The sequence below is a fragment of the Rhodoferax sp. genome (assembly GCF_028689305.1).
Taxonomy (GTDB): Bacteria; Pseudomonadota; Gammaproteobacteria; order Burkholderiales; family Burkholderiaceae_C; genus Rhodoferax.
In genome coordinates, this window is record NZ_JAQTWM010000010.1 from 16322 (window position 1) to 37664 (window position 21343).

Annotated in this window: 24 protein-coding genes; 10 read left to right on the forward strand and 14 right to left on the reverse strand. The window is 60.2% G+C overall.

Annotated features, from left to right (window positions below; all coding sequences use genetic code 11):
- Together PHW99_RS03715 and PHW99_RS03720 are read right to left on the reverse strand one after the other, a co-directional pair.
- On the reverse strand, positions 1–532 hold a 532-nt coding region (locus PHW99_RS03715; RefSeq protein ID WP_300173921.1), incomplete at its 3' end, for a hypothetical protein.
- Positions 533–589: 57 nt separating this feature from the next.
- A complete protein-coding gene (locus PHW99_RS03720; protein WP_300173923.1) occupies positions 590–1057 on the reverse strand; it encodes a hypothetical protein in 468 nt (155 codons plus the stop codon).
- A 199-nt stretch (positions 1058–1256) separates the two neighbouring features.
- Here PHW99_RS03720 and PHW99_RS03725 point away from each other — a divergent pair, with 199 nt between their 5' ends.
- Positions 1257–3014, forward strand: coding sequence for a DEAD/DEAH box helicase (locus tag PHW99_RS03725; RefSeq protein WP_300173925.1), 1758 nt, complete (start codon positions 1257–1259; stop codon positions 3012–3014).
- Positions 3015–3151: 137 nt separating this feature from the next.
- Here the strand turns inward: PHW99_RS03725 and PHW99_RS03730 are convergent, their stop codons facing one another.
- A complete protein-coding gene (locus PHW99_RS03730; protein ID WP_300173927.1) occupies positions 3152–3535 on the reverse strand; it encodes a hypothetical protein in 384 nt (127 codons plus the stop codon).
- An 87-nt stretch (positions 3536–3622) separates the two neighbouring features.
- Positions 3623–4093, reverse strand: coding sequence for a MarR family winged helix-turn-helix transcriptional regulator (locus tag PHW99_RS03735; RefSeq protein ID WP_300173929.1), 471 nt, complete (start codon positions 4091–4093; stop codon positions 3623–3625).
- A gap of 76 nt (positions 4094–4169) precedes the next feature.
- Between PHW99_RS03735 and PHW99_RS03740 the strand changes: the two genes are divergently transcribed.
- From PHW99_RS03740 to PHW99_RS03755, 4 genes are all read left to right on the forward strand, one after another.
- Positions 4170–4727, forward strand: coding sequence for a PaaI family thioesterase (locus PHW99_RS03740; RefSeq protein WP_300173931.1), 558 nt, complete (start codon positions 4170–4172; stop codon positions 4725–4727).
- A gap of 10 nt (positions 4728–4737) precedes the next feature.
- Positions 4738–5124 carry a lactoylglutathione lyase gene (gene gloA, locus PHW99_RS03745; protein WP_300173933.1) on the forward strand — a complete coding sequence of 129 codons (387 nt, stop codon included), beginning with the start codon at positions 4738–4740 and terminating at the stop codon, positions 5122–5124.
- A gap of 214 nt (positions 5125–5338) precedes the next feature.
- Entirely contained in the window at positions 5339–6262 is a 924-nt protein-coding gene (locus PHW99_RS03750; RefSeq protein WP_300173935.1) for a phosphate/phosphite/phosphonate ABC transporter substrate-binding protein, read from the forward strand.
- Positions 6259–9420: an EAL domain-containing protein gene (locus tag PHW99_RS03755; RefSeq protein ID WP_300173937.1), complete on the forward strand. Its 3162-nt coding sequence runs from the start codon at positions 6259–6261 to the stop codon at positions 9418–9420. Before PHW99_RS03750 ends, PHW99_RS03755 begins: the two co-directional genes overlap by 4 nt.
- Positions 9421–9477: 57 nt before the next feature.
- Here PHW99_RS03755 and eda read toward each other — a convergent pair whose 3' ends face one another.
- Together eda and edd are read right to left on the reverse strand one after the other, a co-directional pair.
- Positions 9478–10134, reverse strand: coding sequence for a bifunctional 4-hydroxy-2-oxoglutarate aldolase/2-dehydro-3-deoxy-phosphogluconate aldolase (eda, locus tag PHW99_RS03760; RefSeq protein ID WP_300173939.1), 657 nt, complete (start codon positions 10132–10134; stop codon positions 9478–9480).
- 21 nt (positions 10135–10155) lie between these two features.
- The gene (edd, locus tag PHW99_RS03765) at positions 10156–11982 is read right to left on the reverse strand and encodes a phosphogluconate dehydratase (protein ID WP_300173941.1); all 1827 of its coding nucleotides are present in this window, start codon (positions 11980–11982) and stop codon (positions 10156–10158) included.
- Between the two features lie 143 nt (positions 11983–12125).
- Here edd and pdxH point away from each other — a divergent pair, with 143 nt between their 5' ends.
- Positions 12126–12779: a pyridoxamine 5'-phosphate oxidase gene (gene pdxH, locus PHW99_RS03770; RefSeq protein WP_300173943.1), complete on the forward strand. Its 654-nt coding sequence runs from the start codon at positions 12126–12128 to the stop codon at positions 12777–12779.
- 24 nt (positions 12780–12803) lie between these two features.
- Here pdxH and PHW99_RS03775 read toward each other — a convergent pair whose 3' ends face one another.
- The 7 genes from PHW99_RS03775 to PHW99_RS03805 form a co-directional block, all read right to left on the reverse strand.
- Entirely contained in the window at positions 12804–13754 is a 951-nt protein-coding gene (locus PHW99_RS03775; RefSeq protein ID WP_300173944.1) for an AEC family transporter, read from the reverse strand.
- A gap of 124 nt (positions 13755–13878) precedes the next feature.
- Positions 13879–14022 carry a DUF3149 domain-containing protein gene (locus PHW99_RS03780; RefSeq protein WP_300173946.1) on the reverse strand — a complete coding sequence of 48 codons (144 nt, stop codon included), beginning with the start codon at positions 14020–14022 and terminating at the stop codon, positions 13879–13881.
- 143 nt (positions 14023–14165) lie between these two features.
- A complete protein-coding gene (locus PHW99_RS03785; RefSeq protein WP_300173948.1) occupies positions 14166–14711 on the reverse strand; it encodes a DUF3299 domain-containing protein in 546 nt (181 codons plus the stop codon).
- Between the two features lie 44 nt (positions 14712–14755).
- Positions 14756–15019, reverse strand: coding sequence for a hypothetical protein (locus PHW99_RS03790; protein WP_300173950.1), 264 nt, complete (start codon positions 15017–15019; stop codon positions 14756–14758).
- A 13-nt stretch (positions 15020–15032) separates the two neighbouring features.
- Positions 15033–16235 carry an FtsX-like permease family protein gene (locus tag PHW99_RS03795; RefSeq protein WP_300173952.1) on the reverse strand — a complete coding sequence of 401 codons (1203 nt, stop codon included), beginning with the start codon at positions 16233–16235 and terminating at the stop codon, positions 15033–15035.
- Between the two features lie 10 nt (positions 16236–16245).
- Entirely contained in the window at positions 16246–16914 is a 669-nt protein-coding gene (locus tag PHW99_RS03800; protein ID WP_300173954.1) for an ATP-binding cassette domain-containing protein, read from the reverse strand.
- Positions 16911–17444, reverse strand: a complete 534-nt coding sequence (locus PHW99_RS03805; RefSeq protein WP_300173955.1) for a Fur family transcriptional regulator — start codon at positions 17442–17444, stop codon at positions 16911–16913. Before PHW99_RS03805 ends, PHW99_RS03800 begins: the two co-directional genes overlap by 4 nt.
- A 128-nt stretch (positions 17445–17572) precedes the next feature.
- Here PHW99_RS03805 and PHW99_RS03810 point away from each other — a divergent pair, with 128 nt between their 5' ends.
- Genes PHW99_RS03810 through PHW99_RS03825 form a run of 4 tightly spaced genes read left to right on the forward strand, consistent with a single transcriptional unit; the run spans position 17573 to position 20358 of the window.
- On the forward strand, positions 17573–17785 hold the full coding sequence (locus PHW99_RS03810; protein WP_300173956.1) for a hypothetical protein: 213 nt from the start codon (positions 17573–17575) through the stop codon (positions 17783–17785).
- Positions 17779–18531, forward strand: coding sequence for a zinc ABC transporter ATP-binding protein AztA (aztA, locus tag PHW99_RS03815; protein ID WP_300173958.1), 753 nt, complete (start codon positions 17779–17781; stop codon positions 18529–18531). Before PHW99_RS03810 ends, aztA begins: the two co-directional genes overlap by 7 nt.
- Positions 18528–19412: a metal ABC transporter permease gene (locus PHW99_RS03820; protein WP_300173960.1), complete on the forward strand. Its 885-nt coding sequence runs from the start codon at positions 18528–18530 to the stop codon at positions 19410–19412. Before aztA ends, PHW99_RS03820 begins: the two co-directional genes overlap by 4 nt.
- 34 nt (positions 19413–19446) lie before the next feature.
- A complete protein-coding gene (locus PHW99_RS03825; RefSeq protein ID WP_300173962.1) occupies positions 19447–20358 on the forward strand; it encodes a metal ABC transporter substrate-binding protein in 912 nt (303 codons plus the stop codon).
- Between the two features lie 33 nt (positions 20359–20391).
- Here PHW99_RS03825 and PHW99_RS03830 read toward each other — a convergent pair whose 3' ends face one another.
- On the reverse strand, positions 20392–21255 hold the full coding sequence (locus PHW99_RS03830) for an HDOD domain-containing protein (protein ID WP_300173964.1): 864 nt from the start codon (positions 21253–21255) through the stop codon (positions 20392–20394).
- Positions 21256–21343: the final 88 nt, after the last annotated feature.

The following is a 21343-nucleotide window of genomic DNA, read 5'->3' on the forward strand; positions in this document are numbered from 1 at the left end:
CCACCTCGCCCAAAAAGATACGCTCACCAGCGGGCAGTGACCAACTCAGCGGACCATCCCCAAATGTATTGACAAAACGCTCATTGGATTCAGCATCCACCTTGCCCACCACCTTCATCTCCAGCAGTTTTTCGGCAAATTCATACCCCACCCAACGCCCCTTGGCATCGCGGGCGCCGGTGCCCCAGGTCAACAATACACTGCCACCTGAAGCGACATACCGATCCACCGCCGCACGCTCCTGTTCATCCAGCAAAATGGCCGACCCCAGAACCAGCACCCCGGGCGTCAAGCCACCCAGCAGGTTGGCCCGGGACACCTCCTTGAAAGTGGTGGTCGACTGCCTGAGGTAAGTCTTCCAACGATCGTACATTGCGTCATAAGTGGCCCCATTGGTCTTGAAAAACGCACGGGTCAAAGGCGCCTGATACAAATAAAACTGGCTCAGAACGGCTACAGGCTCGGCACTTGCGGCTTGAGGCCCCAGCGCACCCAGACCACACAGGCAGGCCAAAACAATGCCCCTCCCCATACGCCAAGTGTTTGCCCACCGGCACAAGCTGACGTTGATGACAGTCAATACACCCATTTAATCCCCTTTGAAATCTGGCTTCCAGTCCGGGTCCAACATCCGAGATGGCGCCTTGGCGGACACATGGGACTGCGGGGTCGATACCGCCGTCGGCGCGGTGACCACCGCAGCCGACACCTCTGCCGAGGCGGTTCCCGCCGGCACCACCACCGGCGCCGACGCATCCAGCCACTTGAACGTCCGGTCTGGCTCCAGGATACCCAACGGTGCCATAAACACTGCGGGCTCGCCGGTCATGATGCGCTTTTCAGAACGATTTTTGAAAGTCAGACGAATCGTGTCGCGAATAAACAGTTCGGTCCTGTCAAACAACCGGGCCACCGGACCACCCAGCGGCATACCCGCCCATACCGCCAGATACAACCCCGACCCGAACGCCAGCAGACCAGAAAGTACGGCCACCACCAACCATTGGCGCGGCGTCAACAGATGCACAACGTGATTAAAAAAGTACTGGCGGGGCATGGTGAAAAGTATAGCCACCAGACGTGCGACAATATGCGGGTGTGTGGGGCTTCAGTTGCCCGCATGTCCAGCACCTTGCTGGGAGCCGCTGACACTTTGCCAGGGTTCCGTTTTTGATCCCATCTGCCTTTGACTGAATTGACGTTTAAGTACGCCAAAACAGGCCGATGCCCTAGCGCCCTGGATGGGGTGCACCTCTATGAAATTTGAAGAATTAAATTTGGCTCCGGCCATCGTCAAAGCCGTGCTTGAGCAAGGCTACGAAACTCCCACGCCAATCCAGGCCCAGGCGATCCCTGTGGTACTCGAAGGTCATGATCTGCTCGGCGGCGCCCAGACCGGCACCGGCAAAACTGCCGCCTTCACCCTGCCCATGCTGGACAAGCTCAGCCGCGGCGAAGCCGGTGTCAACAAGTTTGGCGGCAAAGCCACCCGTGCCCTGGTGCTGGTTCCCACCCGGGAATTGGCGGCCCAGGTGGAAGAGTCCGTCACGGTTTACGGCAAATACCTGGAACTCAACTCCGCCGCCATTTTTGGTGGCGTTGGCATGAACCCACAAATCAGCCGTATGAAAAAAGGCGTGGACATCCTGGTGGCCACCCCCGGGCGTCTGCTTGATCTGATGCAACAAGGCATGCTGGACCTCAGCCAGGTGCAGATTCTGGTGCTCGACGAAGCCGACCGCATGCTCGACATGGGCTTTATCCATGATGTGAAGAAGGTGCTGGCCGCCGTGCCCAAGGACAAACAAAGCCTGTTGTTCTCGGCCACCTTCAGTGACGAAATCCGTGACCTGGCCGCCACACTGCTGAAAAATCCGCAAAGTGTCCAGGTGACACCGCGCAACACCACGGTGCAGCGCATCACCCAGCTGATCCACCCGGTCGGCCGCGGCAAGAAAAAAGCGCTGCTGGCGCACATCATTCAAGAGAACAACTGGAGCCAGGTGCTGGTGTTCACCCGCACCAAGTTTGGCGCCAACAATGTGGCCGAATTCCTGTGCAAAAACGGCATCAACGCCATGGCGCTGCATGGCAACAAGAGCCAGTCTGCCCGTACCCAGGCACTGGCTGGCTTCAAGACCGGCGAGATGCGCGCCCTGGTGGCCACCGACATTGCCGCACGTGGCATCGACATCGACGACCTGCCGCATGTGGTGAACTACGACATCCCCAACGTGTGTGAAGACTATGTGCACCGCATTGGCCGCACGGGTCGTGCCGGTGCAGATGGCACAGCCGTGAATTTGGTCAGCCTCGATGAGGAAGGCTTCATGCAAGCCATCGAACGCTTCACCAAGCAGGACATTCCGGTCAAGATTTATGAAGAATTCATGCCCGAACCCGGGGAAAAGGCCGAGCCTATTGCGATGGGGCGGCAAACCATCTGGGGTGGTGCGGGCAAACCACCCAGCCGCGAAGTCATGCAAGCGGCCGCCAAGGCGGCTCGCTCCGAAATGCTGACCCGCGTGCGTGAAAGCAAAGGCCCCGGCGCCGCTCGCCCGGGTCAGGGCGGCGGCGGACGCGGCCCCAGCCCCGAAGGTCGCAACAACAGCAGTGGTGGCCGCGGTGCCCGCGGCCATGGCGGCGAAGGCCGTGGTGCAGGCAGCAACGCCGAACCACGCAGCCACCTGTCTGCAGCCGAACAAGCGGTACGCGGACCGGGACAGCGCCCGGCACGCGGCTACGGTGGCGGTAACGGCGGCGGTTATGGCGGTGCCACACCAGCCCCCTCACGTTCCGGTGGTGGTCAGCCTGATCCCATGCGTACCAGCGTGGACATGATGGCCGACCGTGGCCCGCGTCGTGGTGGTTTCGGTGGCGGCAACCGCAATGGCGGCGCCCCTGGCGGTAACTTTGGCGGTGGTGGTGGTCGCCCCGGTGCAGGCCGCCCTGGTGGCCCTAACCGCTCGGGTGGTCGTGGCGGCCGCTCAAGTGGCCCAAGCGGCAATCGCTGAACATGCTTGCCGTTGCCGCAGCAGACAGCTTTGCTGCGGCAGCCTGCAACGAGCCCTTGCCATGAAGTCAAGCATGTTTTAGGGCTCTAGCCCGCGTAAAATATGCCTTTATAGCTATACTATTTATAGCTAATATCTCATCCACGCACAAACAGTGTCACCAGGGGGTCGGGGCCTACCTGACGGCTCCAGTGACCATGAACCGTGGCATCAAAAGTCTGCCCGGCAGGCAGCACGTCGGCTGAATAAAAATGCTCACCCGGCTTGAAAATGCGAGCACTGCCGTCCTGCAGGCTGATTTCCATCTGCCCCCCCAGAATGATCACCCACTGCGGCTCGGTGGTGCAATGAAAACTGCTGCGAAAACCGACCGGACTGGTCCGTAGCTGGTAGCCCGCCGAGGGCATCAATGCCGACAAGGCCGACTGGGGTGACCCCTGATCCAGGGGAACCCTCTCTTCCCGGAATTTGGCGCGACCATCCAGATCGGTGAACAAAACAACTTTGGTGAATTGCGGCATAGCGGCTCCAGTGCGGTAATTTCAGGGCATTATCCGGGATGGCACTTGCTGCCTGAGCAGCCGACGTACCAGCGCCTGAACCGTGACTCAAGGCTGCGATGGTTCGGTGGCATCCGATGACAAAGCTGTCATCACATCATCCAGCATGGCGTGCAGGGCCATCACCTTGTCGGCCCCCAACCGGGCATTCAGACGCTCTTGCGCCACCCGCCAATGCTGTTGCGCCTCGACCCGCTTGATCTGCCCGGCGGGTGTGACGCTGATCAACTTGCTGCGCGCATCCACACCCGGGCCAACCACCAGCCAGCCCGCCGTCACCATGGGCTGCAAATTGCGCGACAGCGTGGAGGTGCTGAGTTTCAGGGTGTCTGCCAAATCCACCGCACGTATCGGCCCAAGTTTGACCACCGCGGACAGCAACGAATACTGGGTGCCCTTGAGTCCGGTCTTGCCGACTTCGTCGTCGTAATGCTGGGCCACGCGACGCATCAGTTGGCGCAATTTGAGGTTGGTACACCCCTGCGGTTTGGGTGGTGATGCGGCATCTGACGGTGTCATGTTTTAATTGTATCTACAATCGTTGTAACTGCAATTAATTCCATCCACTTCATTCAAATTCAAGAAACAACTTGCCATGACCACCGATCTTCTTCCAACCTGGCTGGCCCAAGAGGCCGAAGTCACCACCCGCATGGCGCACGGCGCAGGTCCCGGCGTGGCCCGAGCTGATCAAATTGCGCACATGGATGGCCTGCAAATGATGCAGGCTATGCTGCGGGGAGACATTCCGTACGCAGCCATTGCCCAGACTCTGGACTTTTACCTCATGGAAGTCAGCCAGGGACGCGCCGTGTTTCAGGGCAAGCCCGGTCCGGCCCACCTCAACCCCATGGGCACCATTCATGGCGGCTGGTACGCCACCCTGCTGGACTCGGCGCTGGGGTGCGCTGTCCACACCATGATGCCCGTCGGGCGCGCCTATACCACCGCCGAATTGAGCATTAACCTGGTGCGCAGCATTGGCCACAAGGTGCAACGGGTGCGCGCCGAGGGCACCATCGTGCATTGCGGCCGCCAACTTGCGACTGCCGAAGCCAGAATAGTCGGACCGGATGGCACCCTATTTGCCCATGCCACCACCACCTGTCTGGTTTTTGAGCTTAAATCCGGTCTGAACAAAACCCCGACCTGAAAGCCACCTCATGAGACTGCTTCACACCATGCTGCGCGTTGGCAACCTGCAACGCTCAATTGACTTCTATACCCAGGTGCTGGGCATGACCCTGCTGCGCACCTCCGAAAATCCTGATTACAAATACTCCCTGGCGTTCCTGGGTTATGGCCGCAACCCGGAACACGCCGAACTCGAACTCACCTACAACTGGGGCGTAGACCACTACGACATGGGCACGGCTTATGGCCATATTGCCTTGGGTGTGCCCGACGCCTACGCGGCCTGCGAGAAAATCCGCGCAGCCGGTGGCAATGTGACACGTGAAGCCGGTCCGGTCAAAGGTGGCAGCACCGTGATTGCCTTTGTCACCGATCCCGATGGTTACAAGGTGGAGTTGATCCAGCGGCCAGAGTGAGCGGACGGCGCAGCCTGAGGTGATCAACAGATTTTTCACCAACGTCGAAACACCGCCAGCATAATTAAACCAAATCAAAGTCCGACTGAAGGACAGTGATAGCCTTTCAAAAGGGAAGAAAAAAACAAAAGAACGATCATTTGGAACAATGACTACCCACCCCAACTCAGAGAGCGTCATCACGTTCCCAGGCCATCGGGAATGGAGGGGTGCGTTGGTCATCCTTTCCCGGTCGGCAGCACTGGCCTCTGGCGTCGCGTTGACGCTGTTGGCCCTGATCGGGTGCCAGCCAACAACCGAGGACAAACCGCTGGAATACCGCACGGGGCCAGCCCAGCTGACGTCACCAGTCTACCGGCTTGTGCCTCACCCCTTGTACAACCCGCAGACCCTCAGCGAGGTGTTCCAGCCGCTGGTGGATCACATCAACGGCAAGTTACAGGGTGGTCACCTGGAGCTGGAAGCCTCCCGCGACTACCAATCCTTTGAGCAGAAATTCCGTGCCCGCGAGGCCGAATTCCTGATGCCCAATCCGTGGCAGACCATTGAAGCCCAGAAAGTAGGCTACCAGGTGATGGCCATGTGGGGCGACGCGGAGAACTTCAAGGGTTTGCTGATCGTGCGCAAAGATAGCCACATCAGGACACCGGCCGACCTCAAGGGCAAAACCGTGAGTTATCCGTCACCCACAGCATTGGCCGCGGCCATCATGCCCCAGTATTTCTTGCACACCCAGGGCCTCAACATCAACACCGACATTCACAACACCTATGTCGGTTCCCAGGAGTCGTCCATCATGAATGTCTATCTGGGGCAAGTCGCTGCGGGCGCTACCTGGCCTCCACCCTGGAACCTGTTTCAAAAAAACCATCCCGCAGAGGCCGCCGAGTTGAAGGTGATCTGGGAAACTCCACCGCTGGTGAACAATTCCGTGATGGTCCGCAACGATGTCCCGGTCGCCATCAGCCAACAGGTCAGGCAAGCCCTGCTGGATCTCGCGGAAACCCCCGAAGGCCAAAAAGTCCTGTCCGGCATGGAGACGGCGCGTTTTCACGCCGCCGATGATGCCCATTACGATGTCGTTCGCACCTATGTTGAGCGGTTCGAGAAAGAAGTCCGACCGATTGAACGTCCATGATGCTCCCGCGTCTTAAATACCTGCTGGCAGGCACCCTGCGCCGACAACTCATCGTCGGTATGACCGTGGTCATGGCCATCACCATGTCGGTGTTTGTCTGGGACCAGACCCGCCGGCAGCAATCGGTGCTGTTTGAACAACAAACCGATCAGGCCATGGTGCTGGCACACAGCGTGGCGACTTCGGCAGCCGTGTGGGTGATCTCCCGGGACTACGGTGGTTTGCGTGACATTGTGGACAGCCTGAAGCAATATCCAGATGCACGGCACATCATCGTGCTGGATGTACGTGGCCGCGTGCTGGCGCACAGTGATCCTTCTCGGCTGGGTCTGTATCTGCATGATTTGCCGCCAACGGCCAAAGCCACGGTGCTGCAACACGGATCGAGTCAGGTTGATGTGGCCAGTCCCGTGGTGCTCTCCGGCCAACACATCGGCTGGGTCCGCATTGGCCTGGGCACCCAGGCACTCAACACCAAACTGGCCGAAACCAGGGAGCGTGGGATTCTGGTGGGGCTGACCGGCATTGTGCTGAGCCTGATCCTGGCAGCACTCACCGGCCAATACCTGACGCGCCGCCTGCATGCCATTCAACGCGTGGCCGATGCCGTCCAGGCGGGGGATTCCGGCGCACGCGCCAAAGTCACCGGTGACGATGAGGCAGCGCAACTGGCCCGTCAATTCAACCACATGCTCGATAGTCTGGCGCAACGAAAAGCCGCGCTGTTGATGAGTGAATCACGCCTGCGGGCCACTTTTGACACCGCGCTGGACGCTGTGGTTGGCATGGACGTCCAGGGCCACATCGTCGAGTGGAACAAAAGCGCGGAGACCATCTTCGGCTGGTCCAAGCGCGAAGCCATCGGACAAGCGCTGCATGACTTGATCATTCCCGTGCAGCACCGCCAGGCCCATCAACGAGGACTGGCGAACTTCCTGCAAGCCGGTGAAGAACGATTCATCAACCACAACATCGAGATCACCGCACTGCGCCGCAGTGGTGAGGAGTTCCCCATCGAGTTGTCCATCACAGCGCTGAAGAATCACGACCTGCTGCAGTTCACGGCCTTTATTGCCGACATCTCACAGCGCAAGCAGGCCGAGGAACGGCTGCAACTGGCCGCCAGCGTGTTCACCCATGCGCGTGAAGGCATCATCATTTCCGGTCTGGATGGCACCATCATTGATGTCAATGAAGCTTTCACGCGGATCACCGGCTACCCACGTGAGGAGGTGCTGGGCCAGAACCCGCGCATCATGAATTCCGGCCGGCAAAGCAAGGCGTTTTATGTGAATTTCTGGGAGCAATTGACCAGAAAAGGCCACTGGTATGGGGAGATCTGGAACCGGCGCAAAAACGGTGAACTCTATGCCGAGATGCTCACCATCACCGCCGTGCGTGATGCCGACCAGCGGGCCACCCACTACGTTGGCCTGTTCTTTGATATCACGGCGGCCAAGGAACAGCAACAGAAGCTCGACCACATTGCCCATTACGACGCCCTGACCAATTTGCCCAACCGCGTGTTGCTGGCCGACCGCCTGCGTCAAGGCATGCTGCAGGAGCAACGACGGGGCAAAAAACTGGCGGTGGTGTTTCTGGATCTGGATGGCTTCAAATCCGTCAACGACAACCACGGCCATGAAACCGGTGACCAGTTGCTGATTGCCCTGGCCACCCGCATGAAGCAGTGCCTGCGTGAAGGTGACACGCTGGCGCGTATTGGCGGAGACGAATTTGTCGCCGTTCTGGGTGATCTGGACGATGTCAATGCCAGTGTGCCCATGCTCATCCGGCTGCTCAATGTCGCCGCCCAACCGACGCTGATCAATGGCGAGCTGCTGCAGATCTCGGCCAGTCTGGGCGTCACTTATTACCCCCAGACGCAGGAGGTGGAAGCCGACCAGTTGTTGCGGCAAGCCGACCAGGCCATGTACCAGGCCAAACAGTCCGGTAAAAACCGCTACAACTTTTTTGACACCGAGCAAGACAGCGGCATCCGCAGCCAGCATGAAAGTATCGAACGCATCCGCCAGGCACTGACCAACGGTGAATTCATTCTGCATTACCAGCCCAAGGTGAATTTGCGCACCGGTGAAGTCATTGGCTGCGAGGCCTTGATCCGCTGGCAACACCCGCAGGACGGGCTGCGGTCCCCCGCGCTGTTCCTGCCCATCATTGAAAACCATCCGCTCTCGATTGAGCTTGGGGAATGGGTGATTGCCAATGCCCTGGCCCAGATGGCGCGCTGGCAGGTGCGGGGGCTGAACCTGCCCGTCAGCGTCAATGTCGGCGCACGTCAGTTACAGCAATCCAATTTTGTGTTTCGCCTGCAAGAGATTCTGGCGGCACACCCGACGGTCCGGCCATCCAGCCTGGAGATCGAAATCCTGGAAACCAGCGCCCTCGAAGACCTGGCACGGGTATCCCAGGTGATCGAGGACTGCCGCGAGCTGGGTGTGAGTTTTGCCATGGATGACTTTGGCACTGGCTATTCCTCCCTGACCTATCTGCGCCGGCTGCGCGTCAACCTGCTCAAGATTGACCAGAGTTTTGTCAGCGGCATGCTCAATGACGTGGACGATCTGGCCATCCTGCAGGGCATCATCGGGCTGGCCAGATCCTTCCGGCGCGAAGTCATTGCCGAAGGCGTTGAAACCGTCGCCCATGGCACGCTGCTGCTGCAGCTGGGCTGTGAACAAGCCCAAGGCTACGGCATTGCCAAACCGATGCCGGCCCAGGAACTGCCGGACTGGATTGCCCATTGGACACCAGATGCATCCTGGGGGCGGCAATCCCCCATTGCTGCCGACAAGCTCTCACTGCTGTACGCGCAAATCGAACATCGCAACTGGATCACTTCACTCCAAAGCCATCTTCAAGGGGAACGCCCGTTACCCCCACCCCTGGAGCACGATCAATGCCATTTCGGGCAATGGCTTCGTCAGGAAGGCCGGCGCCAGTTTGGCACACTGCCCCAGTTCGCCACCATCGAGCAACTGCATCATCAGATTCACGCTCTGGGCAAGGAGCTGGCACAGCTCCAGACCCAGGGACAGCAAGCCCGGGCCCTGGCCCGGCTGGGTGAACTCGAAGCCCTGCGCGACACCTTGTTGCAGCAACTCGACCAACTGGTCAAAATCAGTCAGTCAACATGATTTTTGGCCTCTAGCCCAGGTAGAACGGCTTTATACTGCTATGTAATTTATAGCAAATTAGCCGCCAAATAGCTGGCGATGCAACACCCGGGTTTCATTCGCCAAGCGGGTCACCCTGCCCCAGTCACCTTGTTCAGCCACGTTACCCGGCACCAACCAGGAACCGCCCACACACACCACATTGGGCAACGCCAGAAAGTCGGGCGCATTTTGCAGGGTGATGCCCCCGGTGGGGCAGAACTTCACATCAAAAAACGGGCCGCTCCAAGCCTTGAGCATGGCTACGCCGCCGGCCTGCACGGCGGGAAAAAACTTGAGCTCGGTGAACCCGTCTTCCTGCGCCATCATGATCTCGCTGCCAGTAGCCACGCCAGGCAACAGCGCCAAACCGGCATCGCGGCAGGCCTGTCCAATTGCACAGGTGTAACCCGGACTGACCGCAAAACGGGCGCCAGCCCTGGCAGCAGCCTGGGCGTCGGCCCTGGAGCGCACCGTGCCGGCACCCACCACAGCTTCGGGCACCTCACGCGCGATGGCTTCGATACACGCCAGCGCCTGCGGTGTGCGCAGGGTCACTTCCAGCATACGAATGCCGCCGGCCAACAAGGCGTGCGCCAGGGGCACGGCATGTGCCACGTCATTGAGCACAATCACCGGGATCACCGGGGCGTCCTGCATCACTTGCAGGGCAGTCAAAGAGGATGGAGTGTTCATGATTACTTTCACAAAAAGAACTTAGAGCCAGCTACAGGCACCTTCTTCGGCACTGCTGGCGTTGCGTCGCAGGTTGGCAAACAGGGCGCGCCCCATGCCCACACCGTTGGCCGCACGCAAGGTCTCGGGCATCACCAGCACCTCACGCGCCGCCAACTCATCCTCGGGCACCAGCACCTGCAGCGTGCCGGCAACCGCATCAAGCCGGATCACATCACCGTCGCGTACTTTGGCCAGCGGACCACCGGCAGCCGCTTCCGGCGAGACATGGATGGCTGACGGCACACGGCCGGACGCCCCGCTCATGCGCCCGTCAGTCACCAGCGCCACCCGCAGGCCCCGGCCTTGCAACACCGCCAGCGGCGGGGTGAGTTTATGCAGCTCGGGCATGCCGTTGGCCTGCGGCCCCTGCCAGCGCACCACGCAAACGACATCGCGATTGAGCTCCTGGGCAGCAAAAGCCGCATGCAAGGCTTCCTGCGAGTCAAACACCCGGCATGGTGCCTCGATCACATGGCGATCCTCTGGCACGGCAGAGACCTTGATCACGCTGCGTCCGAGGTTGCCCAACAGCAGCTTCAGGCCACCGCTGGGGCTGAACGGAGCGCTGACCGGGCGCAGCACGCTGTCGTCCTGGCTGGCACCACTGTCCTGCCAAACCAGCGTCACTGCACCATGTGGCCCGGCTGCCGACGGGACACGGGTGTATTCACGCAGACCACCAGCGCGGTTGGTCAGCACATCCGGGTGCATGAAACCACCGTCCAGTAATTCCCGGATCACGTAAGCCGGGCCACCAGCGGCCTGAAACTGGTTCACGTCAGCACGACCGTTCGGGTAAACACGGGCCAGCAGCGGCACCACCTCAGACAGGGCCGAGAAGTCGTCCCAGTCAATGAGGATCCCCGCCGCACGCGCCACCGCCACCCAGTGAATCAGGTGATTGGTCGAGCCCCCCGTGGCCAGCAGTGCCACCATGGCATTGACGATGCAGCGTTCGTCCACCACCAGCCCGATCGGTGGGCATCTGGCATCCGCTTGCCCCAGCACCGTGCGCAGTGCTTCGCGCGTGAGTTCGTCACGCAGGGCCGCCCCGGGGTTGACAAAAGCGCTACCTGGCACATGCAGCCCCATGGCCTCCATCAACATCTGGTTGCTGTTGGCCGTGCCATAAAAGGTACAGGTGCCCGCGCCGTGGTAGGCCGCTGATTCGGCCGCCAGCAGTTCAGCGCGCCCCACCAGGCCCTGTGCCGCCTGCTCACGCACCTTGGCTTTGTCCTCATTGGACAAGCCCGAGGTCATCGGGCCGGCCGGGACAAACACGGTGGGCAAATGACCAAACTGCAAGGCACCAATCAACAGGCCCGGCACAATCTTGTCGCACACCCCCAGCATCAGGGCGCCGGCAAACACGTCGTGGCTCAAGGCCACGGCCGTGGCCATGGCAATCACGTCGCGCGAAAACAGACTCAGCTCCATGCCCGGTGTGCCCTGGGTGACACCGTCACACATGGCTGGTACACCACCGGCCACCTGCGCAGTCGCCCCAAGCCGGCGCGCCTCGGCCTTGATCAGGTCGGGGTAATGCTGAAACGGCGCATGTGCAGACAACATGTCGTTGTAGGCCGTCACCATGCCAATGTTGGGCGCACGCTGCTCAACCACCTTCAATTTGTCGTTAGCCGGCAAGGCTGCCAACGCGTGCGCCACGTTGGCACAGCCCAGGCGCTGGACTCCCGGTGGGCGCTGCGCTGCCACATGAAGTTGGGTCAGATAAGCGCTGCGCGTGACCCAGCTGCGTTTGCGGATGCGCTGGGTTACAGCGTCGACAGAGGTATGGAGTTTCATCAATGGCATCCGTTCATGTAACAAAATTACATCAGCAATGGTAACCCAGGTCTCCCCCAAAAAGAAGGACTGATCGTTACCAATGGGTTACCAAGACAAAGTTGACGCCTGCGCGCCCGCTGGCGGTTTCTTATACTGCGCCCATGCAAAACATCGCCGACCTCCGCAAAAGTTACGAACGCGCCGAACTCAACGAGGAAGCCTCCCATGCCGACCCGCTGAAACAGTTTGAACAATGGCTCAACGAGGCGATCACCGCCGAGGTGCCCGAGCCCAACGCCATGACGGTGGCCACTGTCGGCAGCAACCTGCGCCCAAGCACGCGAGTGGTGCTGATCAAGGGATTTGATGCGCGCGGCATCGTCTGGTATACCAACTACGAGTCCCGCAAGGGGCTGGAGCTGGCCGGTAACCCTTATGCGGCGCTGCAGTTCCACTGGGTGGAGCTGGAACGGGTGGTGCGCATTGAAGGTGTGGTTGAAAAAGTCAGCGACGCCGAGAGCGACGACTACTTTCACAGTCGTCCGCTCGACTCCCGGATTGGCGCCTGGGCCAGCCCGCAAAGCCAGGTGATCTCGGGGCGGGGCGTGCTGGTGGCCAATGCCGCCCGTTATGGGGCGCAGTTTTTACTCAACCCGCCCAGGCCGCCCCACTGGGGCGGTTATCGGCTGAAACCGGACAACTGGCAGTTCTGGCAAGGGCGCAAAAGCCGCCTGCATGACCGGCTGCGTTACACCCTGCAGCCGGGTGGAGATGGGGTTGAAGTGGCATGGGTTCGGGAACGATTGGCGCCTTGACTGGCTGCTGCGCAGCGCCGTCATTCAGCCCAGAAGCCCCACCAGCGACATCACCAGTGTGATCGTTGCCAGCCCCAGCACCGTGGACACGGCCATGCTGGCGGTGACCAGTTCCTGCGCCACCTCATAACGCTGGGCAAACAAAAACACATTGGCCCCCATCGGCAAGGCAGCAGCCACAATCATCACCGTCAGCGGCAGACCCGACATGCCGAACACCAGTCCCAGCGCCGCCATGATCGCCGGCAAGGCCAGGTTTTTCAACACGCTGATGCCCAAGGCCTTTTTTAGGTGCTCACCCACCTGCACCTGGGTCAGGGTCGCCCCCACCAGCACCAGAGCCACCGGACCAAAGGCGCTGCCAAGCAGTTGCAAAGGGCGGTCCACCACCGAGGGCAGCACCAGTCCGGTCTGGGCAAACAACAAGCCAAGAATGATCGGCAAGGGCACTGGGTGGATGATGCCACCCTGGATGGCTGACAACACCGTCATGGCCATGTTGCGCTGCCCACCTACCCCACCGGCACGGTCCTCGCGGGCGGCCGCCATCTCCAGCACGATGGTGGACAGGGTGAGCAACACCAGTGCATGAACGGAAATCAGCGTGAACAGGGTGACCAGACCGGTTTGCCCATAAGCCAGGCCAATCAGCGGGATGCCAATCATCACCGTGTTGCTGAAGGTGCTGGCCAACGCCAGCACGGCTGAGCGCCGGTTCAGCCCCCGCCACAGCAACATGGCAGCAAACAACAACAGCGCGGCCACAAAGTACATGGCCACTGGCTGGAAGTTGAGCTGCTCCACATGCACCGTGCTCATGGTACGAAACAGCAGTGCCGGCGTCAGCACCATGAACACCAGATTGGACAGGTCTTTTAGCGACTCTGCCCGTATCCAATTGACCTTTCCCGCTATAAAACCAATAGCAATCAGCAAAACGACAGGAAGCAGCGCAGAGACAACCGGACTATTCACACGAGACCCAGGAGTTGACGAGTCCCGATTGTGTCCGAAAACACCTCTTCACCCCGTGGCGGGGTGAAAGCGATCAATGACAACCAGGCGAATACCAGCCGCCTGGAAAAAAAAACTGTGCCAGTTATTTGTCGGCCTGCGCGGCAGACTCGGCCATTTTTTTCTTCAGCACACCATAAGCCACACCCAAACCAACAATCGTCAAGCCAATAACGACAAAACTGGCGATGCCATAGTCAGTAGAAAAAAGATCTTGAATTGCTTTCATATTGCAGGTCCTAGTTAAATCAGCCCCAAAAAAACAAGATGACTGAGGGTTCGGACTATGCATCAGGCCAACGTCTGAAAACCTGATATTTATCAATTATTGTGCACTTCCGGCACCGAGCACATCACAGGCAGGCGCTGGATTTACTTCACCCCTGTGCCATCGGTGATCCGGTAATACAAGCCATAGGGGTCATCGGTCAGCACCGAGAACTTGCCCTCTACCACCACCGGCTCCATGGTGTATTTGACAGCACTGGAGGTGGTAACTTCCACCATGCTTTCGGGGCCACCGGGCACGCAGAAAGAACAGGTCAAAGGCACGGAACTCAGCAGGAAATGTTTTTGCCGCTCACCGGGCTCCAGCGGCATCATGAAACCTTGGATCCGCTGGACCTTGCCATTGAGCGCCTGCTGCTCCGGGTTGAAACGCGGGCGCGGTCCCTTGGCGCCGTCGCGCAGCTTGACCGCCGTCAGCAGGGACCAGGGCACCACATCGGTACGTTGCGGCAGCGGTTTGAAAGGGCTGTTGGGACTATGCACACCGGGCCCCGTCCCGCTGGGGATGCCCGCAGGGGCGCCGCCGGGGACGGGCGAACTGAGCTGTGCCAGCCCCCCCATCGGCAAGACAGCCAGCAGCAGCCCCAGCCAGCACACGCCAACCCCATACCACGCTCTTTTCTTGAACATCCCATGACACATCACGAAGCCCCTTTGTTGTCGTCTGGCAGATATTAATGCGTGTGCTTCATGCCGCAAAATTTGCCGATGGCCAAGCCTTTGCAGTCGAGCTGCAATTGTTTTTCACAAACCTCATCACTTTTGCCCGATGCCAGGCATTTGGCGGCGTTTTCATGCGCCAGCGCCATGGTGCGATGACGAGCGATGTCTTCCTGCGTCGCCTTATCCAGCGCAGCTTGCCCCTGAACAGGCTGAGCCGCTATGGATGTTGCAGCTGAAAATGCAGTAAACACGAGGGCTAGAGCCAAATTTTTCATAAATATTCCTGGGTTAACGAGACTGAAGGAGTTCGAGCACGCTGACCCGATACGCCCCCAGCGCAGGCAACAAGGCTGCGCCCAGGGCCACGCCCAACGCCACCGCAGGCACGACCAGTAAATCAGCGGGCCAAATCAGGCCCCCCACCAGCAAGGAGGTGTCCAGCTGCAAAAACCAGCCCAGTGCCGCGGCAAAACCCTGACCCAGCGCCAGGCCCAGCACCGCAGCCAGCAGCCCCAGCCACAAGGCCTCGCTGAGCAACAGGGCAGCCACCCGCGCGGGCGGTGCACCCAACATGCGCAGCAGCGCTAGATCCGCCCGGCGCTCACGCACCACACTCCACAGCGCAATAAACACACTCAAGCCAGCCGTCAGCAGCAACACGGCGGCAAAAGCCCGCAGCACGTCCGTCCCCAAGCCCAGCATGCTTAATAAGCGGGTGATTTCCAAAGCTGGCGCGGCAGCCTGCATTTCGGTGCTGGTATTGACGTAGCGCGGGAAACTCAGCGCTGCCAGCGGTGTCTTGTACTTGATCAGCGCCATGGTGACTTCACGCTCCTCAGCCATGATGGCGCGGTCCTCGTCGTCGACGGCGGTGTAATCCTCATGCACCTGCCAGACCGAGGCGGTATCGGTCAGGATCAAGCGGTCCAGCACACTGCCATTGGGTTGCAGAACTCCCACCACGGTGTACATGCTGTCACCATGCGCATGGCCACCAGCGCCCAGGCCGTGCGACCCAACAAACGTCTGCCCGAGCTGCAGCCCCAGCTTGCGTGCCACAGTCGCGCCCAGCACCACCTGCATCGGGCTGTGCCACAACTGCCCCTGCGCCAGTTGGGCACCGTAATGGCCGATGTAGGCGTGTGAGGTGCCCACAATGCGATAAGCCTGATAGTTGTCGCCCAGGCTGATTGGGATGAGGCTGGCCACCAGCGGGTTCTTTTCCAGCTCGTGCACGGCTGCCAAGGGAACATTGCCCGGCGGCACATCAATATGCAGTACCCCACTCAAAATCAATTGCATCGGGCTGCCTTTGGCCCCGACCACCACATCAATGCCGGCCAGATCGCGGTCAAACGCTTTGGTCAACTGATACCCCACCAGCAGCAAAAACGTGATTGACGCCAAGCCCAAACTCAACAGCAGCACATTGAGTACCGCCCCCAGAGGTCGAGACCACAGATAGCGCCAGGCGAAAAAAAGCGTTTTCATGCTCTACTTTTCATAGTGAATTGCGTATGAACTGCACGGGCACAAAGCCAATTTGCCCCGCAGATTCGGCGCTGATCAAAGCCGCCACACGGGCATCGTGACTGGCAATCACCAGTGTGGCCGCTTGCGCACGCGCGGTGGACAACAGCAGGCGTACAGCGTCAGCTGCTGCTTCATCGTCCAAACTGGCCGTGGGCTCATCGGCCAGAATCACCTGCGGCTCCAGCAACACGGCGCGCGCCAATGCCACACGTTGTGCCTGACCACCGGAGAGCTGTGCCGGCAGACGTGCGGCCAGCTCGGCAACCCCCAACGCCGACAGGGCTGCCTTGATACGCCCAGGTGCCTCAGGCTGACTCGCGGCCCACTGCGCCATGGCCAGGTTCTGTTGCACCGTCAGCGCCGCACTCAGATGCAGTTTTTGCGGCAAAAAACCAATGGTCCTGGCACGCCAGGCATCGGCCGCCATCCTGTTGAGTTCGCTCAATGACTGACCCGCCACCCACAAGGCCCCACTGGTCGGCGCCACCAGTGCCGCGACCAGCGCCAGCCAGGTCGATTTGCCGCAACCCGACGGACCACTGAGCAACAGCACCGTCCCCTGAGTCACATCCACGTCCGGGAAGACCAGCCTGGGGCCGTTGGCGTATTGATAAGTCAGACCCTGGCTACGGATCACGGTGCCACCGCCTTCGGTACAGCCGCCGCACCGGCGCAATCGGCACACACGCCACGCACCGCCAGATCCAGGCTCAGCCCCTGGTAACCAAGTGCTTGGAGCGCCTGCAGGGCGTTCTGGGCCGCGGCCTCCAGGTCCATGGCATTGCCTTGCAAGGCCCCGGTCAGCGGACTGTCACGATGGCAGCTTTGACACTCGAAATGCGGCATGGCTTTGACACTCTCAGGCATGGCCTGGTAACGGCGCACCCGTTTGGCATCCACCCGACACAACAGTAGACCGACCTGGGTCAGGCGGTCAATCAGGCGGTACAGCGTGACACGGTCCAGCGTGACACCACCTTCACCGACCCCATGCGCCGACTCAGCACTTTGCAGCGCTGCCTGCAACTGGGCATGGGTATAACTGGTGTCAGGATGCGACAAAAACCACCCCAGCACCAAACGCGCCGCCCCGGTACGGCGCAAGCCGTGGGCAGACAGCAGTGCATCAATCGGGTCCGGCTGCGCTGGGGTTGAAGTGGAAGCCATCTTGTTGAGTACCTACTTTTGTCCGAAATTATCGCAATTGAGTTGCGTTTGCAAATTATTGCAACCAAATTGCGATAAACTATACCGCAACTCAATTGCAGTATCTTGACTTGCCTGCGGAATTTTCCATGCCCGATTCAGACCACACCCATGATCCAGGCCATGCCGCCTCGCCTTCACATGATCATGCCCACCCCCACCATCCGGTCCCGGTGGGTTCACCGCCGATCAGCGGCGTGTTGGGATGGCCCGCCTGGCAGCGTGTGCTGGTGGTGTTGCCGCTGCTGGTCCTGCTGTGGCTGGCCGTAGGCTGGGCCAGTGCCGAGGTGCAGCCGTGGTGACGCTTGATAACCTGACGGTGAGTTACCGCCAGCACCCGGCTTTGCACCACATCAGCGGCCAGTTTGCGCCAGGGTCGTTCACCGCAGTGATCGGCCCCAATGGTTCGGGCAAGAGCACGCTGCTCAAAAGCATCATGGGCTTGTTGAAGCCGGCGGGTGGACAAGTCACGGTGACCCCGCCGCGCGCGCGCATCGCCTATTTGCCTCAGCTCAGCGAGATCGACCGCAGTTTTCCGATGTCGGTGTATGACTGCGTGTTGTTGGGTTGCTGGAGCCGCGTGGGTGCCTGGGGACGGGTCACGCCAGCACTGCAGAATCAAGTGGCTGCCGCAATTCACGAGGTTGGCCTGGAGGGGTTCGAGCAGCGCACGGTGGGCTCGTTGTCCAGCGGACAGTTTCAGCGGGTGTTGTTCGCCCGGCTGCTGGTCCAGGATGCCGAGCTGATCTTGCTGGACGAGCCTTTTACCGCCATGGATTCACGTACCACGGCCGCACTGCTGGCGCTGGTGCATCAGTGGCACGAACAAGGCCGCACGGTCATCGCCGTGCTGCATGACGATGCCCAGGTGTTGGCACATTTCCCACAGACCCTGTTGCTGGCACGCGAGCTGGTGGCATGGGGTAAGACCTCGGAGGTCCTGACACCGGTGCATCTGCAACGTGCACGCGCGCTGGCCGAAGCCTGGGATGACCACGCCGATATCTGCCACACGGACGAAGCGCCCACACCAAGGCAGGCGGCATGACGGCGACTCTGCAGGCACTGTGGGACCTGGCCGTTGGCCCGTTTGCCGAATTCGCCTTCATGCGCCGGGCGCTGGTGGCCACCCTGGCCTTGTCGCTCAGTGCCGCACCGTTGGGGGTGTTTTTGACCCTACGACGCATGAGCTTGCTGGGCGATGCGCTGAGCCACGCAGTTTTGCCCGGTGTGGCTGTGGCTTATATGTTGTTCGGCCTGTCCCTGACGGCCATGGCCGTGGGAGGTGTGCTGGCCGGACTGCTGGCCGCAGCGCTGGCTGGGCTGATCAGCCGTTTTACCCAGCTCAAGGAGGACGCCAGTCTGGCCGCCATGTACCTGGTCGCGCTGGCACTGGGGGTTACCTTGCTGGCACGCCATGGCACGCAGCTGGATCTGCTTCACATCCTGTTTGGCAGTGCACTCGGTGTAGATAGCACCGGTCTGCTGCTGGTGTCTGGCGTGGCCAGCCTCAGCCTGCTGACGCTGGCGGCCGGCTATCGGGGCCTGGTGCTGGAAACCTTTGACCCGGTTTTCCTGAGCGCCTGCGGCCACCGCAGCTGGGTCTGGCAACAGGGTTTTCTGATGCTGGTGGTACTCAATCTGGTGGCGGGGTTTCAAACCCTGGGCACACTGATGGCGGTGGGCCTGATGATGTTGCCGGCGGTGTCTGCACGGTTGTGGCACGACACCCTGAGCGCCCAACTCATCAACGCCAGTGTCCAGGCGGCGCTGGCCAGTCTGGCCGGGCTGCTGCTGTCATACCACCTGGACACCCCCAGCGGCCCCACCATCATTGGCTGCGCCGGGCTGCTGTACGTCCTGTCCTTGTTGCTGTCTCCCAGCGGTTGGCTGCCCAAATTGCTCAAACGCCCCCACCGCGTGGGCTGACCTCCCTTCATGTTGTTGTACGAAAGAGCTTGTTATGAAACGTCTGACCCTGCAACTGCTGGCCTGTGCCGCCCTCAGCCCAGGCTGGCTGCTGCCTTCCGCCAGCCAGGCGGCTGACAAGCTGCCGGTGGTGACCAGCTTCAGCATCCTGGGTGACCTGGTGCAGGCGGTGGGTGGTGATCGGGTTCAAGTGACCACGCTGGTGGGCCCCGATGCCGATGCGCATGAATTTGAACCGACACCGGCACATGCAAAAGCCATTTTGAAGTCCCGGCTGTTTGTCATCAATGGGCTCAACTTCGAGCCCTGGGCTTCCAAATTGGCCAAATCTGCTGCGTACAAGGGCAACACGCTGGTGGCCAGCCAAGGTATCTCAGTGCGTCAACTGCCTGCCAAACCGGGCCACGCGCACGCCGATACTGACCCTCACGCCTGGCAGGACCCTCGCAATGCGGTTCTGTATGTCAAAAATATTGCCAAATCACTCTCCAGTCTGGACCCAGAGGGCACTAGTAGCTATCAAAAAAATAGCGAGGCATACATCAAGGAACTCGAAGCGCTTGACGCATTTGCGCAAACCCAATTTGCCCCCCTCAACCCGCGCCAGCGTCAGGTGATTACTTCGCACGATGCGTTTGGCTACTTTGCCGCGCGATACCAGATCAGGTTCTTGGCACCACAAGGCGTATCGTCAGAGGGCGAGCCCAGCGCCAAGGAGGTAAGCCAGCTCATCCGCCAAATCCAACGCGACAAGATCAAGGCGGTGTTCGTGGAAAACATGACCAACCCCAAGTTGCTGGCGCAGATCAGCCGCGACACTGGTGTCACCCTCGGTCCCAAACTGTACGTGGACGCCCTCTCGGGCCCAACAGAGCCTGGCAACACCTATTTAAAAATGATGCGGTACAACGTGACGCAACTGGCAGCAGGAATGCGCCTGAATTGACGACGCTGCGTGTCTGGCTCTGGTCCAGACGGCTCACTCAAACATCACTTCCAGACCTTCCGTGAGCTGCAACAGTGGCGGCATGACCACCGGCTCTCCCTGTGGCAACAGGGAGGCCGATGCAGGGTTGCTCCAACCTGGGTTCAAACCCAGTCGCTCACCAACCTGGCCCGGGTAACTGGCCACCTGCGCATCTTCACTCAAACCCAACACCTCAACGCGTGCACGCCAGGCCCCCATATGGACCCAGGCAGCAGGCTCCGAAAAATCGGGCGACAGCAAGGGCTGGGGGATATGGCGCAAAGCCTCAATCAGCGGCAGCGGAAAATTCCAGATTCGCGCCAGTTCTGCAGACACCTCACCATAATGGAAACCAAAGGTGTGTACTTCCAGTTGAGCACGACCTGCATCCAGCACCCCCATCTGCTTGTCCAGCTGGGCCACCTCCTGGGGCATCACCATGTGCATTTGCAACTGGCCAATGCCGTGCATCAGACCCAGCGTGAAGACCATGTCCGAGTTGGCCTCACCATGCTGCGCCAACCAACGCGCCGTACAGGCGGTGTAAAGGTTGTAACGCCAGAATTGTTTGAGATCAATGCCGGGAACATGTTTGAACGCACCCGCCACACTGTTGCCCAGCACCAGGTTGCGTACCATCACAAACCCCAGCATTTGCAGGGCAGCCTCGACGGTGCCAATGGTGCGCGAAACATGGAAGTAAGCCGAATTGGCCAGCCGCAATAACTTGGCGCTCAAAGCCGGGTCTGCGGTCAGCTGGCCGGCAATTTCCCTCACCGACACATCGTCTGAACTGAAGCTGGCAATCAACTGCTGACCCACCTTCGGGATCGTGGGCAGTTTGCCGGGCTGGTCAATGAGGCTTTTCAGGTCCATGGCATCCTTGACTGTCTGTACTGAAGTTGATTATGACAGTGAGGCCCGCAGCGCAGCCGCCGATTCGTTGCCACTTTGCGCTGGATCA

Coding starts and splice junctions, on each gene's coding strand:
- PHW99_RS03720 (WP_300173923.1), bottom strand. CDS start 1,057: ATGCCCCGCCAGTACTTTTTTAATCACGTTGTGCATCTGTTGACGCCG.
- PHW99_RS03725 (WP_300173925.1), top strand. CDS start 1,257: ATGAAATTTGAAGAATTAAATTTGGCTCCGGCCATCGTCAAAGCCGTG.
- PHW99_RS03730 (WP_300173927.1), bottom strand. CDS start 3,535: ATGCCGCAATTCACCAAAGTTGTTTTGTTCACCGATCTGGATGGTCGC.
- PHW99_RS03735 (WP_300173929.1), bottom strand. CDS start 4,093: ATGACACCGTCAGATGCCGCATCACCACCCAAACCGCAGGGGTGTACC.
- PHW99_RS03740 (WP_300173931.1), top strand. CDS start 4,170: ATGACCACCGATCTTCTTCCAACCTGGCTGGCCCAAGAGGCCGAAGTC.
- gloA (WP_300173933.1), top strand. CDS start 4,738: ATGAGACTGCTTCACACCATGCTGCGCGTTGGCAACCTGCAACGCTCA.
- PHW99_RS03755 (WP_300173937.1), top strand. CDS start 6,259: ATGATGCTCCCGCGTCTTAAATACCTGCTGGCAGGCACCCTGCGCCGA.
- eda (WP_300173939.1), bottom strand. CDS start 10,134: ATGAACACTCCATCCTCTTTGACTGCCCTGCAAGTGATGCAGGACGCC.
- edd (WP_300173941.1), bottom strand. CDS start 11,982: ATGAAACTCCATACCTCTGTCGACGCTGTAACCCAGCGCATCCGCAAA.
- pdxH (WP_300173943.1), top strand. CDS start 12,126: ATGCAAAACATCGCCGACCTCCGCAAAAGTTACGAACGCGCCGAACTC.
- PHW99_RS03780 (WP_300173946.1), bottom strand. CDS start 14,022: ATGAAAGCAATTCAAGATCTTTTTTCTACTGACTATGGCATCGCCAGT.
- PHW99_RS03785 (WP_300173948.1), bottom strand. CDS start 14,711: ATGTTCAAGAAAAGAGCGTGGTATGGGGTTGGCGTGTGCTGGCTGGGG.
- PHW99_RS03790 (WP_300173950.1), bottom strand. CDS start 15,019: ATGAAAAATTTGGCTCTAGCCCTCGTGTTTACTGCATTTTCAGCTGCA.
- PHW99_RS03795 (WP_300173952.1), bottom strand. CDS start 16,235: ATGAAAACGCTTTTTTTCGCCTGGCGCTATCTGTGGTCTCGACCTCTG.
- PHW99_RS03805 (WP_300173955.1), bottom strand. CDS start 17,444: ATGGCTTCCACTTCAACCCCAGCGCAGCCGGACCCGATTGATGCACTG.
- PHW99_RS03810 (WP_300173956.1), top strand. CDS start 17,573: ATGCCCGATTCAGACCACACCCATGATCCAGGCCATGCCGCCTCGCCT.
- PHW99_RS03820 (WP_300173960.1), top strand. CDS start 18,528: ATGACGGCGACTCTGCAGGCACTGTGGGACCTGGCCGTTGGCCCGTTT.
- PHW99_RS03825 (WP_300173962.1), top strand. CDS start 19,447: ATGAAACGTCTGACCCTGCAACTGCTGGCCTGTGCCGCCCTCAGCCCA.
- PHW99_RS03830 (WP_300173964.1), bottom strand. CDS start 21,255: ATGGACCTGAAAAGCCTCATTGACCAGCCCGGCAAACTGCCCACGATC.